20 protein-coding genes and 1 tRNA gene are annotated in these 25,704 nt (G+C 39.0%); 17 read left to right on the forward strand and 4 right to left on the reverse strand.

What is annotated here, in order from left to right:
* Nucleotides 1–48 precede the first annotated feature (48 nt).
* A tRNA-Val gene (locus M9949_13110) sits at nt 49–122 on the reverse strand.
* Nucleotides 123–295: 173 nt separating this feature from the next.
* On the opposite strand from M9949_13110, the gene wecB reads away from it, so the two are divergent.
* The 5 genes from wecB to rfbD are packed head-to-tail and all read left to right on the forward strand — an operon-like array spanning nt 296 to nt 4,760.
* Nucleotides 296–1,387 (forward strand): UDP-N-acetylglucosamine 2-epimerase (non-hydrolyzing), encoded by a 1,092-nt coding sequence (gene wecB / locus M9949_13115; protein ID MCO5252340.1) that lies wholly within the window; start codon nt 296–298, stop codon nt 1,385–1,387.
* A 3-nt stretch (nt 1,388–1,390) separates the two neighbouring features.
* Nucleotides 1,391–2,029, forward strand: coding sequence for a dTDP-4-dehydrorhamnose 3,5-epimerase (locus M9949_13120; GenBank protein ID MCO5252341.1), 639 nt, complete (start codon nt 1,391–1,393; stop codon nt 2,027–2,029).
* Nucleotides 2,030–2,905 (forward strand): glucose-1-phosphate thymidylyltransferase RfbA, encoded by an 876-nt coding sequence (gene rfbA / locus M9949_13125; protein MCO5252342.1) that lies wholly within the window; start codon nt 2,030–2,032, stop codon nt 2,903–2,905.
* Nucleotides 2,902–3,894: a dTDP-glucose 4,6-dehydratase gene (gene rfbB, locus M9949_13130; GenBank protein MCO5252343.1), complete on the forward strand. Its 993-nt coding sequence runs from the start codon at nt 2,902–2,904 to the stop codon at nt 3,892–3,894. The genes rfbA and rfbB overlap by 4 nt, the downstream gene beginning before the upstream one ends.
* The gene (rfbD, locus tag M9949_13135) at nt 3,891–4,760 is read left to right on the forward strand and encodes a dTDP-4-dehydrorhamnose reductase (protein MCO5252344.1); all 870 of its coding nucleotides are present in this window, start codon (nt 3,891–3,893) and stop codon (nt 4,758–4,760) included. Before rfbB ends, rfbD begins: the two co-directional genes overlap by 4 nt.
* On the opposite strand, the gene M9949_13140 is transcribed toward rfbD, so the two are convergent.
* From M9949_13140 to M9949_13150, 3 genes are read right to left on the reverse strand one after another with little or no spacing between them, the layout of a single operon-like run.
* On the reverse strand, nt 4,724–6,238 hold the full coding sequence (locus M9949_13140) for an amidohydrolase (GenBank protein ID MCO5252345.1): 1,515 nt from the start codon (nt 6,236–6,238) through the stop codon (nt 4,724–4,726). The genes rfbD and M9949_13140 overlap by 37 nt on opposite strands.
* A complete protein-coding gene (locus tag M9949_13145; GenBank protein ID MCO5252346.1) occupies nt 6,225–6,428 on the reverse strand; it encodes a YfhL family 4Fe-4S dicluster ferredoxin in 204 nt (67 codons plus the stop codon). The genes M9949_13140 and M9949_13145 overlap by 14 nt, the downstream gene beginning before the upstream one ends.
* Complete coding sequence (locus M9949_13150; GenBank protein MCO5252347.1) at nt 6,418–7,386, reverse strand: glycosyltransferase family 2 protein; 969 nt, start codon at nt 7,384–7,386, stop codon at nt 6,418–6,420. The genes M9949_13145 and M9949_13150 overlap by 11 nt, the downstream gene beginning before the upstream one ends.
* A gap of 63 nt (nt 7,387–7,449) precedes the next feature.
* Between M9949_13150 and M9949_13155 the strand changes: the two genes are divergently transcribed.
* From M9949_13155 to carB, 12 genes are all read left to right on the forward strand, one after another.
* Nucleotides 7,450–8,949: an AbgT family transporter gene (locus M9949_13155; GenBank protein MCO5252348.1), complete on the forward strand. Its 1,500-nt coding sequence runs from the start codon at nt 7,450–7,452 to the stop codon at nt 8,947–8,949.
* A gap of 140 nt (nt 8,950–9,089) precedes the next feature.
* Nucleotides 9,090–11,213: a protein translocase subunit SecD gene (secD, locus tag M9949_13160; GenBank protein ID MCO5252349.1), complete on the forward strand. Its 2,124-nt coding sequence runs from the start codon at nt 9,090–9,092 to the stop codon at nt 11,211–11,213.
* A gap of 30 nt (nt 11,214–11,243) precedes the next feature.
* A complete protein-coding gene (gene secF, locus M9949_13165) occupies nt 11,244–12,188 on the forward strand; it encodes a protein translocase subunit SecF (GenBank protein ID MCO5252350.1) in 945 nt (314 codons plus the stop codon).
* A gap of 8 nt (nt 12,189–12,196) precedes the next feature.
* Nucleotides 12,197–12,538: an STAS domain-containing protein gene (locus M9949_13170; GenBank protein MCO5252351.1), complete on the forward strand. Its 342-nt coding sequence runs from the start codon at nt 12,197–12,199 to the stop codon at nt 12,536–12,538.
* A gap of 38 nt (nt 12,539–12,576) precedes the next feature.
* Nucleotides 12,577–13,854, forward strand: coding sequence for an adenylosuccinate synthase (locus M9949_13175; protein MCO5252352.1), 1,278 nt, complete (start codon nt 12,577–12,579; stop codon nt 13,852–13,854).
* 70 nt (nt 13,855–13,924) lie between these two features.
* Nucleotides 13,925–14,590, forward strand: coding sequence for a T9SS type A sorting domain-containing protein (locus M9949_13180; GenBank protein ID MCO5252353.1), 666 nt, complete (start codon nt 13,925–13,927; stop codon nt 14,588–14,590).
* Nucleotides 14,591–14,971: 381 nt separating this feature from the next.
* Entirely contained in the window at nt 14,972–17,167 is a 2,196-nt protein-coding gene (locus tag M9949_13185; GenBank protein MCO5252354.1) for a TonB-dependent receptor, read from the forward strand.
* A gap of 18 nt (nt 17,168–17,185) precedes the next feature.
* Nucleotides 17,186–18,187 (forward strand): hypothetical protein, encoded by a 1,002-nt coding sequence (locus tag M9949_13190; protein MCO5252355.1) that lies wholly within the window; start codon nt 17,186–17,188, stop codon nt 18,185–18,187.
* Nucleotides 18,188–18,302: 115 nt separating this feature from the next.
* The gene (locus tag M9949_13195) at nt 18,303–19,049 is read left to right on the forward strand and encodes a class I SAM-dependent methyltransferase (GenBank protein ID MCO5252356.1); all 747 of its coding nucleotides are present in this window, start codon (nt 18,303–18,305) and stop codon (nt 19,047–19,049) included.
* Nucleotides 19,046–21,364 carry a YfhO family protein gene (locus M9949_13200; protein MCO5252357.1) on the forward strand — a complete coding sequence of 773 codons (2,319 nt, stop codon included), beginning with the start codon at nt 19,046–19,048 and terminating at the stop codon, nt 21,362–21,364. The genes M9949_13195 and M9949_13200 overlap by 4 nt, the downstream gene beginning before the upstream one ends.
* Nucleotides 21,357–22,463, forward strand: coding sequence for a glutamine-hydrolyzing carbamoyl-phosphate synthase small subunit (carA, locus tag M9949_13205; GenBank protein ID MCO5252358.1), 1,107 nt, complete (start codon nt 21,357–21,359; stop codon nt 22,461–22,463). The genes M9949_13200 and carA overlap by 8 nt, the downstream gene beginning before the upstream one ends.
* Complete coding sequence (carB, locus tag M9949_13210; GenBank protein ID MCO5252359.1) at nt 22,456–25,665, forward strand: carbamoyl-phosphate synthase large subunit; 3,210 nt, start codon at nt 22,456–22,458, stop codon at nt 25,663–25,665. Before carA ends, carB begins: the two co-directional genes overlap by 8 nt.
* Nucleotides 25,666–25,704: the final 39 nt, after the last annotated feature.

A 25,704-nucleotide genomic window follows, 5' to 3' on the forward strand; every position in this document is an offset into this window, starting at 1 on the left:
AAAACCTTGACTGTGTCAAGGTTTCAAGGGCTATGAAATTATGTTTTGTGGGCTCTACAGGATTCGAACCGGCGACCTCTACGATGTCAACGTAGCGCTCTAACCAACTGAGCTAAGAGCCCAAAATTCTGTTACAAATATAACACATTTTGACGAGATAGCAAATGATGTGTTTGCGATAATTTTTGCCCTCATTTGAAATTCAAAATTTAATTCTACTCCCTTTTTCAATTTCGATAACGGTATTGTTCGCCCATAAATCCTTATATTTGAATTTGTATAAAATTGAAAATTGATGTCAAAAATTATTAACATTGTCGGGGCGCGCCCCAATTTCATGAAGATTGCTCCATTGATGAAAGCATACGCGGGTTCTGATTCCTTGGAGCCTATTTTGCTTCACACCGGGCAACATTACGATGCCAAAATGTCGTCTCTTTTTTTTGATGAGCTTGGCATCCCCAAGCCGGATATCAATCTCGAAGTCGGTTCGGACACCCAAGCCAAACAAGTTGCCAAAATTATGGAACGCTTCGAAGATGTTTGCTTTAGCGTCAAACCTGACGCCATTCTCGTCGTCGGCGATGTCAATTCAACTATGGCTTGCAGTATTGTCGCTGCCAAACTCGGAATCAAGATTGTCCATCTCGAAGCGGGTTTGCGAAGTTTCGACCGCACTATGCCGGAGGAAATCAACCGATTGGTTACCGATGCTCTTGCAGACTTGTTGTTGACTCCATCTGCAGATGCAGACCAAAACCTATCGAATGAGGGAGTGAGCAAATCGAAAGTTTTTCGTGTCGGCAATATAATGATTGACACATTATTTATGTTCTTGCCCAAAGCGGAACTTTCACCTATTCTTGATGATTTAAAGCTCCGAAGCGGTGAATTCAGCCTTGTCACTTTGCACCGCCCATCAAATGTGGACGAGAAGGAAGGAATCCAGAGCATAATGAATACTTTGAATGAAATTTCCTCCGATATAGATATTATTTTCCCAATGCACCCACGCACTAAGGAAAATTTGCGGAAGTTTGGCATAAATTTGAATGCTCTGAATCCGAGACTTCAAATTTGCGAGCCGCTTGGCTATCTCGATTTCCAAAAATTAATGTCTAACTCGAAATTTGTAATCACAGACAGCGGCGGAGTGCAAGAGGAGACTACTGCACTGAAAATACCGTGCATCACATTGCGCGAAAATACTGAACGCCCAATTACGATATTGGAAGGCTCGAACGTCATTGCCGGAAAAGATATGCAGAAATTGTTGGAATACGCCAATCAAGCAATTGCGGGAAATTGGAAGCAAAGCCAAATCCCGGAAATGTGGGACGGCAAAACTGCTAAAAGGGTGATAGAAGTTTTGGAAGGGAATTTATAATATATGAAAATTACTCAGGTCAATAACCTTGCTTTAAGCGAACTGAAACTTATTCAATTCGCCCGATTTAGTGATGAACGCGGATATTTTACCGAGACTTTCCGACAATCAGATTTCGAGAATAATGCTAAAACTGTCTTTCTCGTTGGAAAGCAATTCAAACAAACAAACGAATCCTACACACATGCGGGCTTTTTTCGCGGTTTGCATTTCCAATGGAATCCATTTATGGACAAACTCGTAAGGTGCGTTAACGGTCATATTATTGATTTTGCGCTGGATATTCGCCCCGATTCTCCTGACTTTTGCAAAATCGTGGCTCAAGAACTGCAATGCAACAATCAGAGCGAATTTGGTGAATGGTTTTGGGTGCCGAACGGATTCGCACACGGCTTTTACGCAATGGAAGATTCGCTTATCGAATATATGTGCACATCCGAATGGTCACCAGGCAATGAAGCGTCATTGACAATTGCAGATGACCGGATTGATTGGTCTAATTGCGAACCGGATATAATTGCTTTGATGCACAAACTCATTAAAAATAACACATTGAAAATGAGCAACAAGGATAAAATTGGGATGAATCTGAGCCAATGGGCGGATTCGATTGATGCAAGATTATTCAAATATGAGGCATAAATGAAAACGAAAGGTATCATTCTCGCCGGTGGAAAGGGGACAAGATTATACCCTATGACCAATATTTTTTCTAAACAGTTGCAAGCTGTTTATGATAAACCGATGATTTATTACCCGCTTTCGACATTGATGTTGGCAGGTATTCGTGAAGTATTAATCATATCTACACCCGAAGACACTCCAAATTACAAAAAATTATTGGGTGACGGCTCTCAATTCGGGATTACAATCGAATATAAGATTCAAGATACTCCGGGTGGATTGCCCCAAGCATTTATCATAGGCGAACAATTTATAGGCGATTCCCAAGTTTGCCTGATTCTTGGCGATAATCTTTTCTATGGCAAGCTTGATTTTTTACGTGATGGAATAGCAAACAATCATGGTGGAACAATTTTTGCTTATCATGTAGATAATCCAACCGAATATGGTGTTGTAGAATTCGACCACAATCATAAAGTTTTGAGCATAGAGGAGAAGCCCTTGGTGCCAAAATCCAAATACGCTATTCCGGGATTGTATATTTTCAATTCTAAGGTCGCCGCTTATTCTCGTGAACTCAAACCGAGTGTGCGTGGTGAAATCGAAATCACCGACCTTCACAAGCACTATTTGCGAGATAATGAACTCGATGTGGTGACTATCGGCAGAGGAGTGGCATGGCTTGATACCGGTACACCTCAATCATTGCTCGAAGCAGGTGTCTTTATTCAAACTATCGAAAAACGCCAAGGTACAAAAATTGCTTGTTTGGAGGAAATTGCCTTGCAACAAGATTTCATTGATTTGGATTCTTACCAAAAATTAATTGGCAGCTTACCCGAATGCGATTACAAAAATTATTGCAAAAAAATTATAAACGAGTATAATAGATGAAAATATTGATTACCGGCGGTGCCGGTTTCATTGGCAGTGAATTTGTCAGACAAGCAGTAAGTGCAGGGCATCAAGTTGCCGTAATTGACAAGCTGACCTATGCGGCAGATAAAAAGCGGCTTTCCGGAGTTTGGAATGATATCGAATTTTTCGAGGGCGACATTGCTTCGCATGATTTTGTAATGTCGGCATTTACATCTTTTCGTCCTGAAAGTATTGTTCATTGGGCTGCTGAAAGCCATGTGGATAGAAGCATTTTAGAACCAACAATTTTTATGACCTCAAATATACTTGGAACTCATAATTTGTTGGAAGCGGCAAAATCATTTGAAATCGAAAAATTCATCAATATTTCTACAGACGAAGTTTATGGCGAACTTGGTGAGTCAGGCTCCTTTTATGAAGATACACCGCTTGCACCAAATTCGCCTTATTCAGTGAGCAAAACATCGGCTGATATGCTTGGACGCGCTTATTTGCGTACATATGGCACTCCCGTGATTACCGTGAGACCTTCGAACAACTACGGTCCATGGCAATATCCCGAAAAATTGGTGCCCGTTGTAATTTTAAAAGCGCTTGCCGATGAACGAATTCCCGTTTACGGAGCAGGCGAAAATATTCGCGAGTGGCTTTACGTTGCTGATTGTGCTTCGGCTGTCTTGGAAATTCTGAATCATGGTAGAGTTGGGGAGATATACAATATCGGAAGTGGCAACGAAAAGCGTAACATTGATGTCGTCAAGGCAATTCTTGATTTGCTCGGCAAATCTCACGATTTGATAGAGTTTGTGAAGGACAGACCAGGACACGATTTCCGATATTCCTTGAATTATGACAAGATTGCTAATGAGCTTTCATGGTCTCCCAAAGTCAATTTTGATATTGGAATTGCGAATACAGTGAATTGGTATCTTCAAAATATTGATTGGGCTAACGGAAAACTTCACGATTTGAGACAATATTGGGCGAAGGTTTACCAAAAATGAAAGTGTTCGTATTTGGTGCTGCAGGACAACTCGGTAAAGAATTTGTCAAGATATTCTCAGCTAAAGATAATGTGCAATTATTCACATTTGATATTGTTGATGTTGATATTTCCGATTTTGAAGCTATATCAAAACTATTCCATAAGCTTGAGCCCGAACTCGTTATCAATTGCGCTGCATATAATGATACTGTAAAAGCAGAACATCATTTTTCACCTAATTATCCTGTCAACTCGTTCGCACCTTATAATTTGGCTTTGCTATGTAATAAATTCGGTGCTAAATTTGTTCATTTTAGCTCGGATTATGTTTTTGATGGTTCAAAATCATTGCCTTATACGGAAGATGATAAATGCAACCCTGTAAACGAATACGGAAAAGCAAAGTCAATCGGCGAACAAATAGTTTTAGACAAATTCCCGAATTCATTAGTTTTCCGACTTAGTTGGGTGTATGGTTTGGGACAGCAAAATTTTATCTATAAATTATTTGAATGGTCTCGCAAGCAACAAGTGCTGAAAATTGTTGATGATGAGATTTCGGTTCCATCGTCTGTAAAATTTATTGCAGAGCGTGTTTTGGAAGCATTAGACAAAGATTTAAAGGGCTTATATCATTTAATACCTAAAGGGTATTGCTCGCGTTACGAGTGGGCTTTAACGATTAAAAAGCATTTGAATTTGGATATTGAAATCCATCCTGCTAAAATTATTGATTTTGAGCAGAAAATCGAAAGACCACATTTTTCGGCAATGTCATCGGAAAAATTATCGGAAGATTTAGGAATACAGTTCAAAGGTTGGGACGAGGACCTTGATGATTATTTGCTTCAAGAGCGAGAATATTTCAAATTGCCACCGACGTAAACCGCCTCGACCGATGTTTCGTGTATTTGTGATTTCGAACTTATATTGCTGTTTGTAATTACAAAATCAGCCTTATATCCAACTCTTAATAAACCTGTAGATGAATTTACAACTTTTGCAGGTGTCAAAGTATATGATTTTATGGCGTCAAATAGATTCAATCTTTCAGCCGGATTCTGAATTTCACCACCATTTAGATTTTGTCTTGTGAGAAATGCTGAGAGCCCCAAAAATGGATTGTGGGATTCAATCGGGAAATCTGAACCGGCAATTATTTCGACACCGTTTTTCAAGAATTTTTGCCACGGATACCCATGCTTATCGAAAATTTTTCGCCCGAGCCTTGCCAGTGCCATTTTCTCATCACCAATGTAGTGGATGGGTTGAACTGAAGCAATCACATTTAGTTCTCTAAATCTCTGAATGTCCTCATCAGCTACTATTTGAGCGTGCTCAATTCTCAATTTATTTCTGAAATTTCCGAATTTTTGACGCAAAATTTGATAAGCATCTAATACTTCACGATTTGCTCTATCGCCAATAGCATGAATTGCTATATCAAATCCTTTTTGGATGGCATTTTCAGCTTTTTCAGCCATTTGAATTTTATCCAAAATCAACAAGCCCCTGTTACCGTCATCATCAGCGTAATCCGACAACAATGCTGCTCCTCTTGAGCCTAATGCACCATCAGAGAATAATTTCATTCCAACAATATTGAAATATTCAGAAATGCTCGGAGTGATTCCTGCATCAATATATTCGTCGTTTTGAGCTGAAACATGCGAAAAAATCCTGATTTTCAGTTCATTATTCGAATTCATTTTGTGAAATATCTTAATTAATTTCGGCGATACATCCATATCATGGACTGCGGTTATTCCTGATTGAATGCACAAATCTTGAGCAATTGAAATGAACTCTTGATATTGCTCATCGGAAAAATCGGGAATTAGCTTTTCTACCAACAACATCGCCGAATCAACCAACACACCGTTAGGAGTGCCGTCATCATATCTCAAAATCGCACCTCCGACAGGGTCTTTGGTCTCTTTGCTTATACCGGCAATTTCCAAAGCTTTAGAATTTACCCACGCAGCATGTCCGTCAACTCTGATGAAGTGGCAAGGCTTGTCGGGAAATGCTTTATCAAGATTTTCTAAAGTTGGTAAATTGCTATTTGACCAATTTTCCTGATTCCAACCTCTGCCGAAAATCCAGCTGCTTCGGAAAAATGGCTGCGCCTCTGCTTTTTCGATACAATCTTTTTCGGATTTACAATCGTCAAATGTCAGAATTTGGCGCATCATGCCCAATCCCCACAAATGACAATGTGAATCTGTCAAACCGGGCGAAATATAAGCATTTCTGAAAACCGAACCGGCGTCGCCTGTGACAATGCAAACGCCTTCGTCAAAGGGTGTGATTGACTTAATCAATCCTTCTTCTAATTCAATTTTTATATTAGTCAGTGTCATTTTCTATCCTTATTATTACATCTACCGGACAAACGGCATGGCATTGAGGTTCGTCAAAATAGCCGATACATTCAACGCATTTACCTGCGTCAATTTCATAAATGTCTTCACCCAAAAAAATCGCTTCGGTCGGGCAAATTGGCTCGCATTTGCCACAAATTATACAATCATCTAAAATTTTAAGCGCCATATTTTTGCTTCATCTTTGTTTTCAGGTCTTCGTAATTTTCCATCCAATTTACTATGAATTCCTTCGCTTTATCACGTGTAAGTACTCTGGTCTTTTTACTTTGGAACAAGAATGCGAAGGTTAATGAATGAACATAAAGCATGAAAAATTTCAAAATTTGAGAGACTTTATAAAATGATGCTTCAAGCAAACTCAAGTGCTTTTTCAAAAATAATCTTTTTGTATAGACGAGTAAGGGAATATAACTGACACTGTTAGTTTCTCGTGTCTTACCCACCAAGTGTTTTACTTTTACGTTTCTAATTATATAATTCAAATGACCTGCTTGAGATGCTCTCTTGCAAAAGTCTGTTTCTTCGGTATAAAAGAAATAATCTTCGCAAAAACCATCCAATTCTTGAAACAATTTTTTTGAAAATAGCATTACAGCCCCAACTGTAAAATCAACAACTAATGGAGCTAATTCATCGTGATTTCTCTCAAATTCATTTTCGTAGCCTTTGTGAATAATTTTGATAAGATTAGTCAATTCCCAAAACCCGAATTTGTAGCTCGGGAAAAATGAAAATGCTTCTTGATAAGTTCCATCTTCATTGATGAATTGAGGTGCTATAACTCCCGGATTCTCCAAGTACTGATAACTCGAAATTAGTTTTGGAATGGATTGGTTGGGGTAAATAACATCGCTGTTGCTGATAATATAATAATCGGCTTTGGATGCTGAAACGCCTATGTTGATAGCCTTTGCATACCCATAATTTCTATCATTACGGACAATTCTTACTTGCGGATAATTTTTTGAAAGATAATCAACGCTATCATCGGTTGATGCGTTATCAACAACGATAATATTACTTTCGCTGATTCCATTGGAACAAATCGAATCAATACAGTCACAAGTTAGTTGGCGAGTGTTATAATTGATAATTATGACATCCAAATGTATTTGGTTTGACAAAGTTTCCTTACATTACAAGTTTTTTAAAAGACAAATATAAATATATTGTTTTACTTTAGCTAAATGAAAAAACTAATCGAATCAATTTTATCAAGGGTCGAAAAGTCTGTAGATAGACTTCCTGACCCATTCTTCCTCTTTTTAGGTCTGGCTTCTCTGGTTGTGTTTGTTTCATATATTGCTTCTTTAGTTCAATTTAGTGCTACAAATCCCGCAACCGGTGAACCAATTATCGCCGTCAATCTGCTCTCCAAAGCAGGAATTCAACGAATGTTGACCAATGCTACTGCGAATTTCATGAATTTTCCGCCTTTGGGGATAGTGTTAATCACAATCATTGGTATCGGAATAGCTGAAAAGTCCGGCTTTTTTAAGACTTCATTGCTCACATTGACAGCTTCAGTCCCCAAAAAGTTGATTGCTCCCGTTCTAATATTAATTTCGGTAAACGGAAGTCTGATGGCTGATTCGGGAGTTGTATTGTTGCCGCCGCTTGGAGCTATGCTGTTTGCATCATATGGCAGACACCCAATTGCAGGATTATTGGCAGCTTTTGCGGCTGTTTGCGGCGGATTTAGTGCCTCATTCTTTATTACTGCACTCGACCCTTTGTTGTCATCTTTCACAGATGTAGCTGCAAAAACCATAGACCCAAGCTACGATGTATTCCCGACTGCAAATTATTATTTTATGTTAGCCTCGGTGTTAGTTGTTACCGGAGTTTGTTGGTTTGTGACAGATAAAATCGTTGAACCGGCTCTCAAAAATACTGAAACGAAATCGCTTGATAGCGATTCTGAAATCCCAAATCCAAACGCTCGGAAAGCATTCTTTTACGGAATCGGCAGTGTAATAGTAATGTCATTATTGATTCTATGGGCTGTTATACCCACTGATGGTATATTGAGAGACGAAGCAGGGACAATGAAACCTCTGTTTCGTAGTATAGTAACTATTTTGATGATTATGTTTGCAGTATCCGGAATCGTTTATGGATATGTTGCCAAGACAATCAAAAATTCAAAAGATATAGTCCGAATGAGCAATGATATGATGGGTACAATGGGTTCCTACATTGTTTTAGTCTTTGCAATAGGTCAGTTCATAGCATATTTTAACGATTCAAATTTGGGATTGATTATCGCAGTCAAAGGTGCCGAATTCCTGCAAGAGCTTGATTTGGGACGAGAAATGATACTTTTGTCATTCCTGTTTTTTTCGATGATAGTGAATATTTTCATTTCAAGTGCGTCTGCAAAGTGGGCTTTGTTGGCGTCAGTCTTTGTTCCGATGTTTATGTTGTTGGGTATTAGTCCCGAATCAACACAAATGATGTATCGAATTGGCGATTCGGTAACAAATTTTATAACGCCACTTTTTCCATATTTCCCGATTTTGATAGTATTTGCAAAACAATTTGCACCTGAAATCACTTTTGGCAAATTAATATCGCTGCTATTGCCATATTCTTTTGCATTAGCATTGATATGGGGTATAATGGCGGCTATATGGGTGTTTGCGGGGATTCCTTTGGGACCCGGTGCACCTGTTTTTTTAGATTGATGCAGAAAAATATTAAGTTTAAGTGAACATGTTTATAAATTTCATTTGAATAATCTATTAATTAAGCATAAATTTGTACTTCGTATGGAATGCAATTAAAAAAAACAAAACTTATTAGAGATATAAACGGAGGCATTTAATTGAAAAATAATTGGGGGAAACTTTTCCTTATTTTGATTCCGATAATAGCGGCTATAGCCGTTATGATACCCACTTATAGGGCATACCAATTGGAAGGTAAGTTGAAAGATTACCGCGTAAAAGCTGACGCTGCGGGTAATTCTGCTGATTCTTTGGCTATTATGGAAGAATTTAGAAACATGTATGGCACAGACTTGGACGAAGCCAAGAAAAACCAACTCAAGCTTGGTCTTGATTTACGTGGTGGCATGTATGTGACTCTCGAGGTTGATATTGTTAAACTGCTCGAAGAATCGGCTCAACGCGAAGCTATAGACGAAGTATTTCTTACCGTTCTTGAAAAAACTCGTGAAGAGACATCAGATTCGGATAGCGATGCTTTAGATATTTTCTTGAAGCATTTCAACGAAATAGCCCGTCCTAAGGGCAAATCATTGATTTCATATTATGATATTGGTGATTTTCGTGAAGCTACCGAAGAAAACATTATCGAGCGTTTGAGACAAAATGCCGATGATGCAATACATCAAGCCGCAGAAGTTATTAGACAACGTATTGACCAATACGGCGTTGCCGAACCAAATATCCAACAACAAGGAAATAATAGAATTATCCTTGAGCTACCCGGTGTGGAAAATGAAGAACAAATGCGTAGTTTGCTCGAAACAACTGCTCGTCTTGAATTCCATTTAGTTCGGAATAGTGTTGATATTGTTCGTGCATTTGCTCGGATTGATAATCTATTAGCAGAGCAAGCTCGCCGCAGAGCAGGCATTGTCGAAGAGCAACCCGTTGCTCAAGACACCGCTACTCAAATAGCTGAAATACCGGCACCTGCTACCCAAATTGATACGATGCAGACTGCACTATTAGATGCAGATACCAGCCTTACCGATACAAGCGGTGCTGATACTTCAAAAGCTGCTGACCCATATGAAGGTATGTCCGAAGACGAAATTATGAAAAAGCATACTTCCGAGCATCCATTTACTTCCTTGTTTGCTACATACTTTATGCAGCCGGGTGATGCAGGGCAAATGGTGCCTTTCTATTATACAACCGATGAAATCCCTGATGGCGAATATTCCTTCCGCATAATTAAGGATTCGATTGCAAGATTTAATGAAATCTTGAATCGTCCGGAAATCAAACCTCTCATTCCAGTAGATTTTAAAATTACAATTGAAGCAAAACCTGATTCGAGATTATTCAAACAATCCGGTATTGAAGTTTTTGAAATTTTCTCGCTCAATCGCGAACCGGAACTAACCGGTGAAGTAATCACAAATGCACAGCAATCATTTGACCCAACCACAAACGCACCCATCGTAAATATGACTATGAACGATGACGGAGCTGAAAGATGGGCAAGGATTACAGGAGCCAATGTTGACAAAAGAGTCGCTATCGTACTTGATGAAAGAGTTTACTCCGCTCCTGTTGTTCGCGACAGAATATTAGGTGGACGTTCGCAAATTTCCGGTATGGCAAATTCTGATGAAGCCAGATTATTGGAAGTTGTATTGAAAGCCGGCGCTTTGAAAGCTCCTGTTCAAATCATCGAAGAACGTGTGGTTGGACCTTCGCTTGGTCAAGATTCGATAAACTCAGGCGTTACTGCATCTCTTTTTGCGATGCTACTCGTAATTGTTTATATGGTGTTTTACTACAATAAAGGTGGTCTCGTAGCCGACTTTGCAGTATTGTTAAATGTATTCCTTGTTATTGCGGTTTTGACTGCTCTCAAAGGTACTTTGACTTTACCCGGTATTGGAGGTATTATCTTGACGATAGGTATGGCAGTGGATGCGAATGTACTTATATTTGAACGTATTCGCGAAGAAATAGCCAAAGGTCGTTCATTAAGGTCTGCTATTGACGAAGGTTTCAGTAAGGCGCTTAGTGCCATCATTGACGGTAACATCACAACCGGTATTACGGCATTCATCTTATTGACACTCGCAAGCGGTCCTATCCAAGGTTTTGCAACAACACTATTGATTGGTATAATTAGTACTTTGTTTACAGGTATTTTGATTACCAGAGCACTAATCGAACTTTTACTTATCAAGGGTGGCAACGAGTTTAACTTTGGTCAACCAAAACAAATTCAATCAGTATAATTTAGAATAATAAAAATAGAGGTTAAATAAATGCAATATTTTAAAAAAACGAATATCAATTTTACCGGTTATAGAAAACAATTTGCAATGTTCTCAATTATACTTACAGTTGTTGGCTTGTTGGCTGTTTTCATTCTCAAACCGGAATTAGGTATTGACTTCAAAGGCGGCGCCGAAATTGGTCTTGCCTTCGAAAAAGATGTGGATATGGGAAAAGTTAGAAGCATCGTCAGTGACTTGAACTTAGGTGGAAACGAAATCAAATCTTTTGGCAAAGCCAACCAAATCCTTATCAGAGTTGCTGATGTCAACACAGGACCGGATAAAATCCAAGAAGCTCTGAATAAATCAATGTCCGAAAATCCATACACTGTGCTTAAAATTGACAAAATTGGAGCCAAAATAAGTAATGAGCTTTTTGTTGAAGCTATTTGGGCGGTTTTGCTTGCAATAGTTGCGATTTTGATTTACATCGCTTTCCGATTTGAATTCGATTTCGGTGTTGGAGCCGTTATCGCCCTTGTTCATGACGTTATCATAACATTTTCAATTATCGTCATAACTCACCATCTCGGTATTTTGAATTTGGAACTCGACCAAGCTTTGCTTGCAGGTCTGCTGACGGTAATTGGTTACTCCATTAACGATACTGTGATTATCTTCGACCGTATTCGCGAAAATATCGAGAAACATAAAGGTATGGAATTTGTGAAAATGGTGAATATGAGTATAAATGAAACACTCAGCCGTACTGTTAATACTACTGCTACTACAACATCGGTATTATTATTATTATTGTTCTTCGGCGGTCCGGTTCTTCAAGGATTTGCGTTTACAATGTTCATCGGTATCGTGTTTGGTACTTACTCTTCGATATACATAGCAAGTGGTTATGTAATTTGGAATCACATACGTACTCACAAAAAAACAGATGAAACGCACGGCAAAAAAACTTATAGTACCGCAAAAGCATAATAGAGCCCATGAATCAATTTAAAATCATAGACGAAATCAAAGGTATTGCTATCGTAGAACTCAATGAAAGTGTTCTCGGTGGCAATACCGCTATTGAATTTACCGCATTGCTCGATAGATTAGTTGCCGAAAAATTCAAATCTCTTATTGTAGATTTTTCGGCTGTGCAAATTATGAATAGTACAGGGCTTGGCATGTTAGCCAATGCCCATGCTACTATGAACAAAAACAATTTGAATTTGGTATTAATCAACATACCCGACAAAATCAAAAAATTGTTCGATATTACTCATTTGACTAATGTCTTCAGAATCCATCCTAATTTGGAATCGGCACTTGCTGAATTATAATATTTTAAGTATTTCCAATCAAAATTTAAACGAAAATTATGAGTGTTAGTGTCGTTGTAGGTTCTCAATGGGGTGACGAAGGTAAAGGCAAGATTGTTGACCTTTTGAGTCAGTCAGCCGATATTGTTGCTCGTTACCAAGGTGGTGCAAATGCCGGACATACTATTGTTATTGAAGATAAAAAATATATTTTGCATCTGATTCCTTCAGGTATCTTGAATGATGGTGTAATCTGTGTTATCGGTAACGGCGTAGTAATCGACCCGGTTGCTCTGATGAGTGAAATTGAAATGCTCAAGCAACATGGAATTGATGTAAAAGACCGTTTGTTGATTTCGCATAAAGCTCATCTTATAATGCCTTATCACAAAATGCTCGACCAAGCCCGCGAATCTCTGACTTCATCTACCACAATCGGCACTACAGGACGTGGAATCGGTCCGGCTTATATTGACAAGGCACGTCGAGCCGGAATTAGAATCGTTGACCTATTAGACCGCAAATCTTTTGAAGAGAAACTTAGGAAAAATATCATCGAACAAAATGATATTTTGAATAAAATTTATGGATTTACCGAGTTGAATGAAGAGGAAATTGTCGAAACTTATATTAAGTTTGATAATTTGATTGATGAATATATCACCGATACTTCATATTATTTGAATACTGCAATCAAAGCTGATAAAAATATCATCGTCGAAGGTGCCCAAGGTGCTTTGCTTGACGTTGACCACGGGACTTATCCATTCGTGACAAGTTCCAATCCTACTTCCGGGGGCGCTTGCACCGGATTGGGGATACCACCGACATCAATTGGCAAAATTATCGGCATTACAAAAGCATATTGCACACGCGTTGGAAACGGTCCATTCCCAACTGAGCTGAATGATGAAACAGGAGAACAGTTGCGTGCCGTTGGCGCCGAATTTGGTGCTACAACCGGACGCCCAAGACGATGCGGTTGGCTTGACTTATTTGCATTGCGTTATTCTGTTCAAATCAATGGTATATCCTCCATTGCAATGACAAAATTAGACGTGCTGAACGGTTTCGAGACAATTAAAGTTTGCACCGGCTACAATGTCAAAGGCAAATCATTACGCAGTTTCCCTGTAGATATTCCCACGCTCGAAGCTATCGAACTCGAATACATCGAATTTGCCGGATGGAAGCAAAGCCTAAGCGGTATCACTAAATATGACAATTTGCCAAAACAAGCAAAAGAATATTTATCCTTCATCGAAAAATATACCGAGGCAAAAGTCGAATACATTTCCACTAGTCCCGATAGAAAAGATACAATTATCCGAGCCTGATTCCAATAAAAAAACTTAATCAATGTCATAACATCTATATATTTTCAATAACAAATTTTATAGGTGTATTATGAAGTACTTGGTTCTAATTTTCATTTTATCATTCGCGTTATCGAATTCAAATTTGAATGCTCGTCAATTTCGCGTTTCGCAAATTCCCAACGGCAATAAATTTGATTGCAATACATGCCATACAATGGGCGGTGGAAGTTCACTGAATCCATTTGGAATTGATGTTTTCAATGCTTTTCTGACTAATGGAAATGTAGATTGGGTTTCAGAATTAGCCTCGCTTGATTCGGATAATGACGGTTTTACTAACGGGCAAGAATTACTCGACCCAAATGCCGAATGGAAAATTGGCGACCCAAATCCGGGAAATCCCGCAGATGTCGGCAATCCGGGTTCTTCAAGTAGCACACCTTCAAGTGTACATGACAATGTATTCAACAGAGAAAATCAAGTTATCTCCAATCTGAGTATTGTGCCCAATCCGGTCATTTTCAGCTCGAACATTGAGTTTGAACTCAATCAAGCAGGTGAAATAAATATTGAGCTATTCACAGTTTCCGGAGCACACGTTTCAAAAGTCTATTCGGGATGGAAATCGGAAGGCAGATATTTGCTCGATTTCAAAGCAGTGGATTCCCAAAACAATAAATTAGCAAAGGGCGTCTATTTGCTTAATATCCGACTTGGCAATGCATCCGTTATTCATAAGTTGATAATTGAATAATATATGATTTCGATTCGTAGGGACTGCCTCACAAGGGCAGTCCTTTTTTTTTGCTTGACGTCCCGTCAATTGTTACAACTGACGGAACATGTCTTGTCCTGAAATAATTGACAAACATAGCCCATGAATTTATTCGTGGGTGAAGAATTTTAGGACAAGACAACCACCCCGTCTGCTGCTCAGACACCCCTCAAAAGGGGAATTTAAGACATGGGAACTCCTCACAATGTCAGCCTTTTTAGTTTTGATTATCTGCAACATTTTGGTTACACCACAAATAAACTTTTTGCTCATGTAACGCACACATAGTATATTAGAATAATGAAATCAAACAAAATAGCAAACTTGTTTTAAAATCTTATGAAATATATATACTTAGTAATGATAATTTGGTTCGGAATTTCATTAAATTTATTTGCCGAATCAATCATTGAGGTCGTGGACGAGGATACGAAAGCCCCTGTTCCATACGTGAAAGTTACAACAAAGTGTATCGGTGCCAATTGTACTGATACTGTAAACATCCAACTCACGAGTAAAAACGGTCAAGTAAAGACCAAATTCGATTTCCCCTTCGACATCGAAGTCAATCACATAGGCTTCCAAACTTATGTAGCTCGAATTAATTCCAAAGCTGATTTGCAAATTATTTTGCGTCGTAAAGAATTTGTTCTTGACGAAATAGTGACAACAGGTCAATACACTCCTCGAAGCGCTCAATCATCAGTCTATCAAGTCAAAACTGTAACTGCTGAGCGAATTGTAGCCCAAGGTGCGGTTAATCTTCGCGATTTGATGACGAATGAAATGAATGTTCGATTGAGCCAAGACAATATTCTGGGCTCAAGCATGAGTATTAACGGCGTTTCAGGTCAAAATGTCAAAATCATGATTGATGGCGTTCCCGTCGTTGGCAGACTTGGGGGCAATATTGACTTAAGCCAAATCAATCTCAATAATGCACGACGTGTAGAAATCATCGAAGGACCGATGTCAGCAATCTACGGTACTGATGCCTTGGGTGGTGTGATTAATATTATCACCGAAGACCATATCGAAGACGATATCAAAATCACCGGCAATACATTGTACGAATCAGTCGGGGTCTATAATATTGATGGCTCGCTTGGATACAAATTTGGCAAAAGCAATGTTATGATTTCAGGCGGTAGAAATTTCTTTGCAGGTTATTCCGAAGTGGACACAGCTCGAAATAAGCAATGGAAGCCAAAAGAGCAGTACTTCACCGATTGGCAGTTTAATCACTTTTTTGATAAGCATACTTTTCGTTATTCCGGAAATTTTTACCAAGACCACATTCTTAATCGTGGTGCACCGCGTTTGCCGTATCGCGAAACCGCTTTCGATGACCATTTCAAAACTTTACGACTGACTAATAGCCTATTTTTCAGAGGTGAAGTTGCCAAAAATCGCTTTATTGACATCACCGGAAGTTATTCATATTACGAGAGGAAGAAAAACACTTATTTCAAAGATTTAGTTACACTCGAAGAAATTTTCACTTCCGACCCCGCAGACCAAGACACGAATTCATTCGATTCGTGGGTATTACGCAGTACATATAGCCATGACAATGTAATCAGTTGGGTCAGCTACCAAACAGGCTTTGACTTGAATATGAGTACGGCATCAGGTAGGAGAATAAACGAAAATGAAAAGACTTTGGAAGATTACGCCGCTTTTGTAAGTATTCAATTCCGCCCAATTGACGAAATTACAATTCAACCTGCGATGAGGGTCATTCATAATTCAAATTACGATGCTCCGCTCGTGCCATCAATAAATCTAAAGACCGATGTTACTGGTTTTATGACTATCAGGGCATCTTACGCAAGAGGATTCAGGGCGCCCTCTATCCAAGAATTGCACTTCATGTTTGTGGACATCAATCACAATATCAGAGGCAATGAAGGGTTGAAAGCTGAAACATCTCATAGTTATAACTTTTTATTGAATTTCCATACTCAAACTAACAATTACGCTTTCAAGTTTGAACCCGGAATCTATTACAATGATATTAAAGACCTGATAACTCTCGGCAACATTGAAAACGATTTGTGGTCATATGTTAATATTGGCAAATTCCAAACTATTGGGGCAAATATGACACTTAGTTATATTCGTACTGATTTGAACTCTAAAATCGGAGTTTCATATATTGGTCGCTCCCATCAATTTAGCGAGACTATTGCCGCTTCACCTTTAGTATTTTCACCCGAAGTTATGGCAAATGTAATATATAATTCACAGTTTTTCGGCATTACAGCATCAGTATTTTACAAATATACAGGTGGACAATCCGGTTTCAATGTTGATGAGTCGGGAACAGAATATTCATCTTATGAGATTGAAGACTACCACACTCTCGATTTGACATTTTCGAAAGACATTTTTGATAAATCTGTAAATCTGACTGTTGGAGCAAAGAATTTGTTCGATGTTAAGGACATTAAGCGCTCAAGAGCCGGTAGCGGTGGAGTGCATAGTGGTTCCGAAACTTCATCGCCTGTAGCGTGGGGTAGAACTTTTTTCACTTCAATTCGTTTTAACTTTTAACAATAATTTGACTGAATTATGAAAAAAATTATAATATATATATCGTTCTTGGCATTTGGCTTGACATCTTGTTTCGAAGATGAAATCCCGGTCGCACCATATCCGCGTGGGGATGAGCAAATAGCTACTGTTGAGTTGACAAGTAAATACATTTACCAAGTGTATTTCAATTTTGAAAAAGGTCAATCAATGAAATCCAATAAATATGATGTCTGGGATTTGGCTTTCCAATGCTATGGAGAGGACTTTTTTGTATTATTGAACGGAGCAAAGTTCATGGAAGCCGCAGATATGGGTCCCGTTGATTTTGCGTCTCTCACAAGCCAAGAAAATGCTACTTTCAGGTATGATTCGACTAATCTCGTGTTTGAGGATTTTGCAATCGGCAAGTGGTGGTCTGAATCATCGGAAGGCATGGCAATATCGAAAAATCATGTTTATATTGTCAATCGCGGTCGAGATACTGACAATCGCAGACAAGGCACTTACAAAGTACAGTTCCTCGGATTCGAGGATGGTCACTATAATGTTCGTTTTGCCGAGCTCCAATCTACAACTTACAATGAAATAAAAGTTCCTCGCAACGATAATTTCAATTTCGTAATGCTTTCGCTTTCCGGTGAAGGGGAAGTATTAGAGCTTGAACCCGCTAAAGATGATTGGGACATCGTTTATACGAAATATATTGCATTTTTGCCTTTTGAAGGTGGATTATTGCCTTATTCGGTGACAGGTATTTTGATTAATCATACTCACGTTGTAGCAGCACGAGATTCCGGCAATGTTTTTAAAGATATAAGTTTCGAAATGATTGATGATTACCAATTTTCAAACCAACCAGATATTATCGGACACGATTGGAAATGGTTCGATTTAGAAAGCGAAACATATTTAGCCCGACCCGAAAAGAACTTCTTATTACGCGATAGCAAAGGGTTCTATTGGAAATTCCATATCATCGAATATTACAACCAAATGGGCGACCGTGGTTATCCGCAGATGGAATACAAAAAACTTTAAGCCAAATTATAATAACTTTTACACATTTCCTTTAATGATTTTGTAGATTCTGCAATAAGCGGTAAATTGCAAGTCTGTAAATTGTAAAGAATATAAAAGTTAGCTTAAGTTAAATATGCAGGAAATCGTATATCACGAAAATTATAGGCTTGAAGAAAGCTATTGGTGGTTTATAGCTCGGAGCGCCATTTTACTCAAAATAATCAACAAAGTATGCAAGTTCGACAAGGATGCAAATATTCTTGACGCAGGTTGCGGTACGGGTGGTTTTGCTGAGAAAATGTCAGCTCATGCAAATGTGATTTGCTTAGATACCTCCGCAATTGCACTCGAATATTGCCATAAACGCGGATTGAAAGACACTCACCAATGTATCTTATCTGAATTTGATAAATCTAACCGACGTATTGACGGCATTACGATGCTTGATGTAATCGAACATATCGAAGATGATTACGGCGTTGTTCGCGATGCTTTCGAACTCGTAGATAATGGCGGCTACCTCATTGCAACAGTTCCTGCGTATCAATGGCTATGGTGCAAACATGATGAAATTCACATGCACTATCGCCGCTATAACATGGACTCCATAAGCAAAGTAATCGAAAGTGCGGGTTTCAAAATTCGTTACGCTTCGTACTTTAACACTTTCCTTTTCTTGCCTGCAATTATGAAACGATTTCTAGATAAATTGACCGGCGCCGACAAAAATAATACTAATCCTATCGAACCTGTTCCCGATTTACTAAATAAATGGTTTAAATATATTTTTGGTTGGGAGAGCAAATTTTTACCAAAAATCAAATTTCCTTTTGGACTATCAATTGTTATAATTGCTGAAAAAACGGACACAAAATCATGACTAAAACAACAAAAAGACCTGAGTTTGTCGGAGAAAAATCAAAAGTTGACTTCGACCAAAAGACTTCAATTATCATCGCAACTGTCATTTTTATTCTTACAACTTCGATATTTTTCGGAGACCAACTTTTTGGGGATAAGTACTTTTGGGAAGACTTCTTAGAATATGTTTACCCGACTCAAAATTTTGCAGCTGTCGAATCATCTCAAGGTAAGATTCCTTTTTGGAATCCTTATATTTTTAACGGAATGCCATTTGTTGCAGACTTGCAGGTAGGATTTTTCTACCCGCTCAACAGGCTTATGAACTTTTTCATCGCCGATGATGGTCATTTATCCGTCGGAGCATTGCAGTTTCTGGTGATTTTCCACTTTTTCATAGCCCAGATGGCAATGTTTCTGCTGTTGAGGCATATTAAAGTTAGTATCTATGGGGCTATGATTGGTGCAATCACTTATAGTTTTTCGATGATGATTGTGTGTCATGTGATTCACCCGATGATTGTATATCACATCGCATGGTTCCCCTTAGTTTTTATGCTTTTCAAGAAAGCAATTGATACCGGCAATATCAAAACCGGAGTAGGTGGTGGGCTGATTTTCGGTTTTTCAATGCTTTCGGGGCATCCGCAATCATCGCTTTATTTAGGATTGCTATTGGGATTCTATTTGATTTACCGACTAATCATCAATTTCAAATCTAAAGTACAATTCAAATTGCCAATTTTGGTTGCACCGATTTTGACTTTCGTGTTCGCGGCTGCAATTTTTCAAGTACAATTTTTGATGTCCGGCGAATTAGCTGAATTGTCTAATCGTGCTGAAATGACTTATGAAGATTCAACTGAAGGCTCATTGGCAATGTCTCAACTGTTCCAAGCGGTCGTACCTGACTTATTCGGCAAAGTCGATGGAATGGGGCAAAACGAATTTCCCTTTTATATGAAAATTTCTCCAACTGAAGATGCTCCCTATTATGCGTATTGGGAAACAGCGTATTATTTCGGCTTATTGGCATTAATTCTCGGTTTATTGACCTTAGTGTATTTCCTCAAGGAACGCGACATCGCATTTTATTTATTCATCATAATATTTGGTGTATTGTTCGCACTTGGTTCTTCGGGTATCATACATGGAATTTTTTACAATCTACCATTTTTCGGTCAATTCCGAGTTCCGGCACGTATGATGTTTTTTGTAGTCTTTGCATTTTCAATCCTTTCCGCAATCGGATTCGATAAATTGTTCTTTTCAAATCTTCCAAATAAATTCAAAAAATTGCTCATAGTTTCAGCTGTGCCAATATTTGTGCTGCTTTTAGGATTGACAGGCATTTTGACATCAATGGTTGATGTTCCGGCTTCTTATATGCCGCTCGCAGCATCTAATTCGCTCATCGGGCTGTTTATCATTGTCGTTTTGCTGGGATTATCGTATGTGACAATCAAAAACAATGGGGCGCTGCATTTCAGCGGTGGCTTGTTGGTTTTACTTGTTTTTCTCGATTTATACGCAGTCGGTAGCAAATTCAATGATTCACCTCAAAGTCCTGCCCAAGCCTATGAATTGGAAAATGCGACCTTAAATTTATTCAAATTTCAATCACCTGACAATCTTTTCCGAGTAAATACGCGCTCTTACAATCCACCGGTTATGGCTTTCAAACGAAATCAAGGCTATATGGATAATATCATGACAACTGAAGGATATAACCCATTAGTTTTAAGAAGAGTGAACCCGGCTGTGAATGATGTCAATTTGATTTATGATTTGCTCAATGTGAAATATAAAATCACACTCGACCAGCAAACTCGCGGTCCTGTTTTTGTTGAAAATCCGACTATGTTCCCGAGATTTTGGTATGTATTCGATTGGGATGTCATTGGCGAAAATGAAGTCGAATCATTTATGAAATCAAATCAAATTGATTACAGGAAAAAAGTAATTCTCGAAGAGCAACCAAAAATAGCACGAAATTTAGCATCAAATGATTCGTTATTAATTAATATAAAATGTATGGAATATTCGGGCAATTATCAACGCTACGAGGTTATGAATCCCGAAGCAGATTTTATCTTGGTATTGAGCGAAATTTGGTATCCTGCGTGGAAAGTTTTTGTTGACGGAATGCCCGCAAAATTGCACAGAGCAAATTATAGTCTGCGCGCGGTAGAAATCCCCAAAGGAGCTTCTAAAATCGAATTCAGATTTGCCTCGCCGTCATTTGCTATTGGGCAATGGATTACGCTAATTGCTTTAATCATAGCAATTCCACTGTTGTTTTTTAAATTTTCCGGAAAAAATAAGAATGAGTAAAAAAGCATTAGTAATGCTCGAGAGTGGTTTCTATCTTTACGGTGAAACATTTTGCGGTTCAGGCGAATGTTTTGGCGAATTTGTTTTTAATACTGCCATGACAGGATATGAAGAAATAGTCACCGACCCGTCCTATCGTGGGCAAATTGTGACGTTTACATATCCGCTAATTGGCAATTATGGTGTTACTTTCAATAATTTGCAATCCAACAGTATCCATAGTGAAGCTGTGATTATTCGCGAGAATTCTGCGATTACCTCCAATCACGCTGCAAAAATGTCATTTGCTGATTTTCTCAGTTCGCATGGCAAAATGGGAATACACAAACTCGATACTCGCGCATTGACGACAAGGCTCCGGAAATTTGGAGCTATCAAAGGCGGCATCAGCACTGATGAATTAGACCCCGAAAAATTTCTCCAAAAAATTACCGAAGCGCCGGACATTTCGGACTCCAATCTTTATGAGGAAGTAATCGGTAACGAGGTTTTGACTTTTGAAGGAAACACTGCAAGTGCACTTAATTTGCTTGTAGTTGATTTCGGTATCAAACGCAGTATTTTGGAAAATCTCCGTAAATATTATAATCATATTTACTTAGTTCCATTCGATATTAATTTCGATGTAAACATCGCAAACTTGGATTTCGATGCCGTTTTCTTGTCCAATGGTCCAGGTGACCCAAGAATAGTGCATAGCTTTGATAAATATTTACACGAATTCGCTTATAATAATTTCCCAATAATTGGAATTTGCTTCGGACATCAGCTAATCGGGAAAACATTCGGACTGAAAATTGATAAGCTGATTTTCGGGCATCACGGTGGCAATCATCCTGTGAAAAATATTGAAACGGGGAAAGTGTTCATTACTTCGCAAAATCATAATTATGCAATTTCGCACCAAAGCATAATCGAATCGCTTGATTGGAATATGAATTGGCTACATTTGTATGATAATACGGTGAGCGGCATTAAACATAAAACTCTGCCAATCAGCTCAGTGCAATTCCATCCGGAAGCATCGCCCGGACCTAACGATGCGGCTTTAGTAGTTTTCGACGACTTTTTCAAAATTGTAAAAGATTCAAATGCCTAAAAGAAACGATATTCAGAGAATTCTTGTAATCGGCGCCGGACCAATTGTAATCGGTCAAGCCGGCGAATTTGACTATTCCGGCAGTCAAGCTGTCAAAGCTCTTAAAAATCTCGGTTATTATGTCGTCGTTCTAAACAGCAATCCGGCTACTATCATGACCGACCCGGAGCTTTCAGACCGTGTTTACATCGAGCCGATTAATACGGACATAATTGAGCAAATTATCCAGAAGGAAAAAATTGATGCCATTTTGCCGACTGTTGGCGGACAAACGGCTCTCAATGTGAGTTTGGAACTTCATGACAAGGGCTTGATTGAAAAATACGGCATCGAGCTTTTAGGTGTAAGCGCCGAAAGCATTGCCAAAGCTGAACACCGCGAATTATTCCGCCAATCAATTGAAAACATCGGCTTAGAATCTCCCAAAGGCAAAACTGTCAAAACTCTGAAAGATGCGATTGAATTTTACGATGAAGTCGGATTACCGCTTATTATCCGACCATCGCTCACGCTTGGTGGCTCGGGTGGCGGAGTCGCAAACACTTTAGATGAATTCAAATCCATCGTGATTAACGGATTATCATTGTCGCCAATTACTGAAGTCTTGGTCGAAGAATCGCTGATAGGGTGGAAGGAGTACGAATTTGAGGTCATTCGCGATAATAATGATAATGCTATAATTATAGCTTCTATCGAAAATTTCGACCCGATGGGCGTGCATACCGGAGACAGCATTACCGTTGCTCCAGCCCAAACTTTAAGTGATGATGAATATCAGAAACTTCGTGATTATTCAATTGCAGTTATTCGCGAAATTGGGGTTGCTACTGGTGGTTCAAATATACAGTTTGCGCTGAATCCCAAAAATGGCGATATTCGTGTAATTGAAATGAATCCGAGAGTTTCGCGTAGCTCGGCACTTGTGTCGAAAGCAACAGGATTTCCGATTGCCAAAATCGCTGCAATGCTTGCTGTAGGGCTAAATCTTGACGAAATCACCAACGACATAACAAAATCTACTCCCGCATCTTTCGAGCCGGTGCTTGACTATATTGTCGTAAAAATTCCCAGATGGGATTTCGAGAAATTCAAATCTGAAAATTCACTCACAACTCAGATGAAGTCTGTCGGCGAGGTGATGGCAATAGGCTCAAATTTCCGCGAGGCACTCCAAAAGGCTTATCGTTCGCTCGAAATCGGTCTATCGGGATTGGAATCTGAAAAATTCAACAAATTATCAATTGATGAAATCAGAACCGGACTTGGAAAATTCACTCCGGATTTGCCTTTTTTCATCAAATCGGCAATCATAAATGGTTTGAATATCGCTGAAATTTCTCAACTTTCCAGAGTTGATATTTGGTTTGTGGAAAATATTAAAATGATTTGCGATTTTGAAAAGCAACTCCAAAATTTGGACTTCGAAGGATTGGATGAGGATATACTACGTGAAGCAAAATTAAACGGATTCTCGGATATTCAAATTGCGAAACTAACCGGCACGACTACTGAAATTATCAGACAAAAGCGAATCGAACTCGGCGTATTGCCAACTTACAAAAAAGTTGATACTTGTGCAGCCGAATTCGAAGCCGTGACACCATATTATTATTCTACATATCTGACTGAAAATGAGTCTGAACCATCGGACAAAACTAAGATTATAGTCCTTGGCGGCGGACCATTTAGAATAGGGCAGGGGCTCGAATTTGATTATTGTGCCTCACAAGCAGCCATGAAGCTGAAGGAATTAGATTACGAAGTAATACTTATAAATTGCAATCCCGAAACTGTCAGTACGGATTACGACACTTCCAACAAACTGTATTTCGAGCCTGTTCATATCGAAGATGTAATGAACATTATCGAACTCGAAAAACCTTATGGTGTGGTTTTGCAATTGGGTGGGCAAACTCCTCTGAAATTATCAAAAGAACTCATGGAAAATGGAGTTCGTATTCTCGGCACTGAACAACAAAATATTGATTTAGCTGAGGACAGAGGCAAACTGATGGAAATATTGGATAATCTCCATATTGAATTTCCTCCCGGAGCAATGGCGAAAAATCGTGACGAAGCATTTATTTTCGCATCAAAAATTGGCTATCCGGTAATCGTCCGACCTTCTTACGTGCTTGGCGGACGCGGAATGGCTATTGTTTATGACGAGCATGATCTATCCCTTTTCATTGATGAAGCTACCAGAGTCAGCGAAAATAATCCCGTTTTGATTGACAAATTCCTTGAAAACGCACTCGAAGCCGATGTTGATGCCGTTTCTGACGGTCAGGATATTATCATTGCCGGAATTATGGAGCATATCGAAGAAGCCGGAATTCACTCCGGTGACAGCTGCTCAGTATTGCCAAGCTATAGCTTCTCGCCATACGTTAAAGACCGCATACGCGAAATCACTTATCAAATTGCACGAAAGCTCCAAATCAAAGGTTTCATCAATATTCAATTCGCAATTGCCGACGAAAAAATTTATCTAATCGAAGTCAATCCACGCGCCTCACGAACTGTGCCTTTCGTTTCCAAATCATCGGGCATTCCGATGAATGAAATCGCAGTCAGAGTAATGACCGGAGAAAAAATTGCAGATATGGACGTACCGAAAAGTGGCTTCTATGGTCACTTTGCGGTCAAAACTCCGGTGTTCTCATTCAGTAAATTTCCCGGAGTTGATACCGTCTTAGGTCCTGAAATGAGAAGTACGGGCGAAGTAATGGGCATCAGTGAATTTTTTGGCGAAGCATATGTCAAATCTCAAATTGGTGCTGGAAATAATCTGCCTCTCGGTGGCAATGTTTTTATTTCAGTAAATGACCACGACAAGAGGTCAGTTGTGCCGATTGCTCAAAAGCTTCGCTTACTCGGATTTGAAATTTACGCCACTCTCGGCACATTCAGCACTTTGCATGTAGAAGGCGTCCATGTCAATCTTATCCATAAAATTGGTGCAGGACATCCCAATGTAGTCGAAATGATTCATAGTGGCAACATACAGATGATTATCAATACTCCTTTGGGTAGGAAAGCATATCAAGATGACTTGTTGATTCGCTCCGCAGCATTGCAAAATAAAGTGCTCTGCATCACAAATATTTCCGCTGCTCGCGCAATTGCAGATGGCATGGAATGGCTTCAACGACATAAAATCACAATTCATAATCCATTCGTTTCTCGGAAAGGCAATTAAAATACTTTTGCTTCACTAACTTCATTATTTCGATAATAA

Origin of the sequence: Candidatus Kapaibacterium sp., from assembly GCA_023957315.1 — a bacterium.
Lineage (GTDB): Bacteria > Bacteroidota > Ignavibacteria > Kapaibacteriales > UBA2268 > PGYU01.

Bases quoted from the DNA above. Each gene is read 5' to 3' on its own strand.
- secF (MCO5252350.1), top strand. From the start codon at position 11,244: ATGCAATATTTTAAAAAAACGAATATCAATTTTACCGGTTATAGAAAA.
- M9949_13180 (MCO5252353.1), top strand. From the start codon at position 13,925: ATGAAGTACTTGGTTCTAATTTTCATTTTATCATTCGCGTTATCGAAT.
- M9949_13140 (MCO5252345.1), bottom strand. From the start codon at position 6,238: ATGACACTGACTAATATAAAAATTGAATTAGAAGAAGGATTGATTAAG.
- M9949_13170 (MCO5252351.1), top strand. From the start codon at position 12,197: ATGAATCAATTTAAAATCATAGACGAAATCAAAGGTATTGCTATCGTA.
- carB (MCO5252359.1), top strand. From the start codon at position 22,456: ATGCCTAAAAGAAACGATATTCAGAGAATTCTTGTAATCGGCGCCGGA.
- M9949_13195 (MCO5252356.1), top strand. From the start codon at position 18,303: ATGCAGGAAATCGTATATCACGAAAATTATAGGCTTGAAGAAAGCTAT.
- carA (MCO5252358.1), top strand. From the start codon at position 21,357: ATGAGTAAAAAAGCATTAGTAATGCTCGAGAGTGGTTTCTATCTTTAC.
- M9949_13175 (MCO5252352.1), top strand. From the start codon at position 12,577: ATGAGTGTTAGTGTCGTTGTAGGTTCTCAATGGGGTGACGAAGGTAAA.
- M9949_13185 (MCO5252354.1), top strand. From the start codon at position 14,972: ATGATAATTTGGTTCGGAATTTCATTAAATTTATTTGCCGAATCAATC.
- M9949_13200 (MCO5252357.1), top strand. From the start codon at position 19,046: ATGACTAAAACAACAAAAAGACCTGAGTTTGTCGGAGAAAAATCAAAA.
- M9949_13190 (MCO5252355.1), top strand. From the start codon at position 17,186: ATGAAAAAAATTATAATATATATATCGTTCTTGGCATTTGGCTTGACA.
- wecB (MCO5252340.1), top strand. From the start codon at position 296: ATGTCAAAAATTATTAACATTGTCGGGGCGCGCCCCAATTTCATGAAG.
- M9949_13155 (MCO5252348.1), top strand. From the start codon at position 7,450: ATGAAAAAACTAATCGAATCAATTTTATCAAGGGTCGAAAAGTCTGTA.
- rfbD (MCO5252344.1), top strand. From the start codon at position 3,891: ATGAAAGTGTTCGTATTTGGTGCTGCAGGACAACTCGGTAAAGAATTT.
- rfbB (MCO5252343.1), top strand. From the start codon at position 2,902: ATGAAAATATTGATTACCGGCGGTGCCGGTTTCATTGGCAGTGAATTT.
- rfbA (MCO5252342.1), top strand. From the start codon at position 2,030: ATGAAAACGAAAGGTATCATTCTCGCCGGTGGAAAGGGGACAAGATTA.
- M9949_13120 (MCO5252341.1), top strand. From the start codon at position 1,391: ATGAAAATTACTCAGGTCAATAACCTTGCTTTAAGCGAACTGAAACTT.
- M9949_13145 (MCO5252346.1), bottom strand. From the start codon at position 6,428: ATGGCGCTTAAAATTTTAGATGATTGTATAATTTGTGGCAAATGCGAG.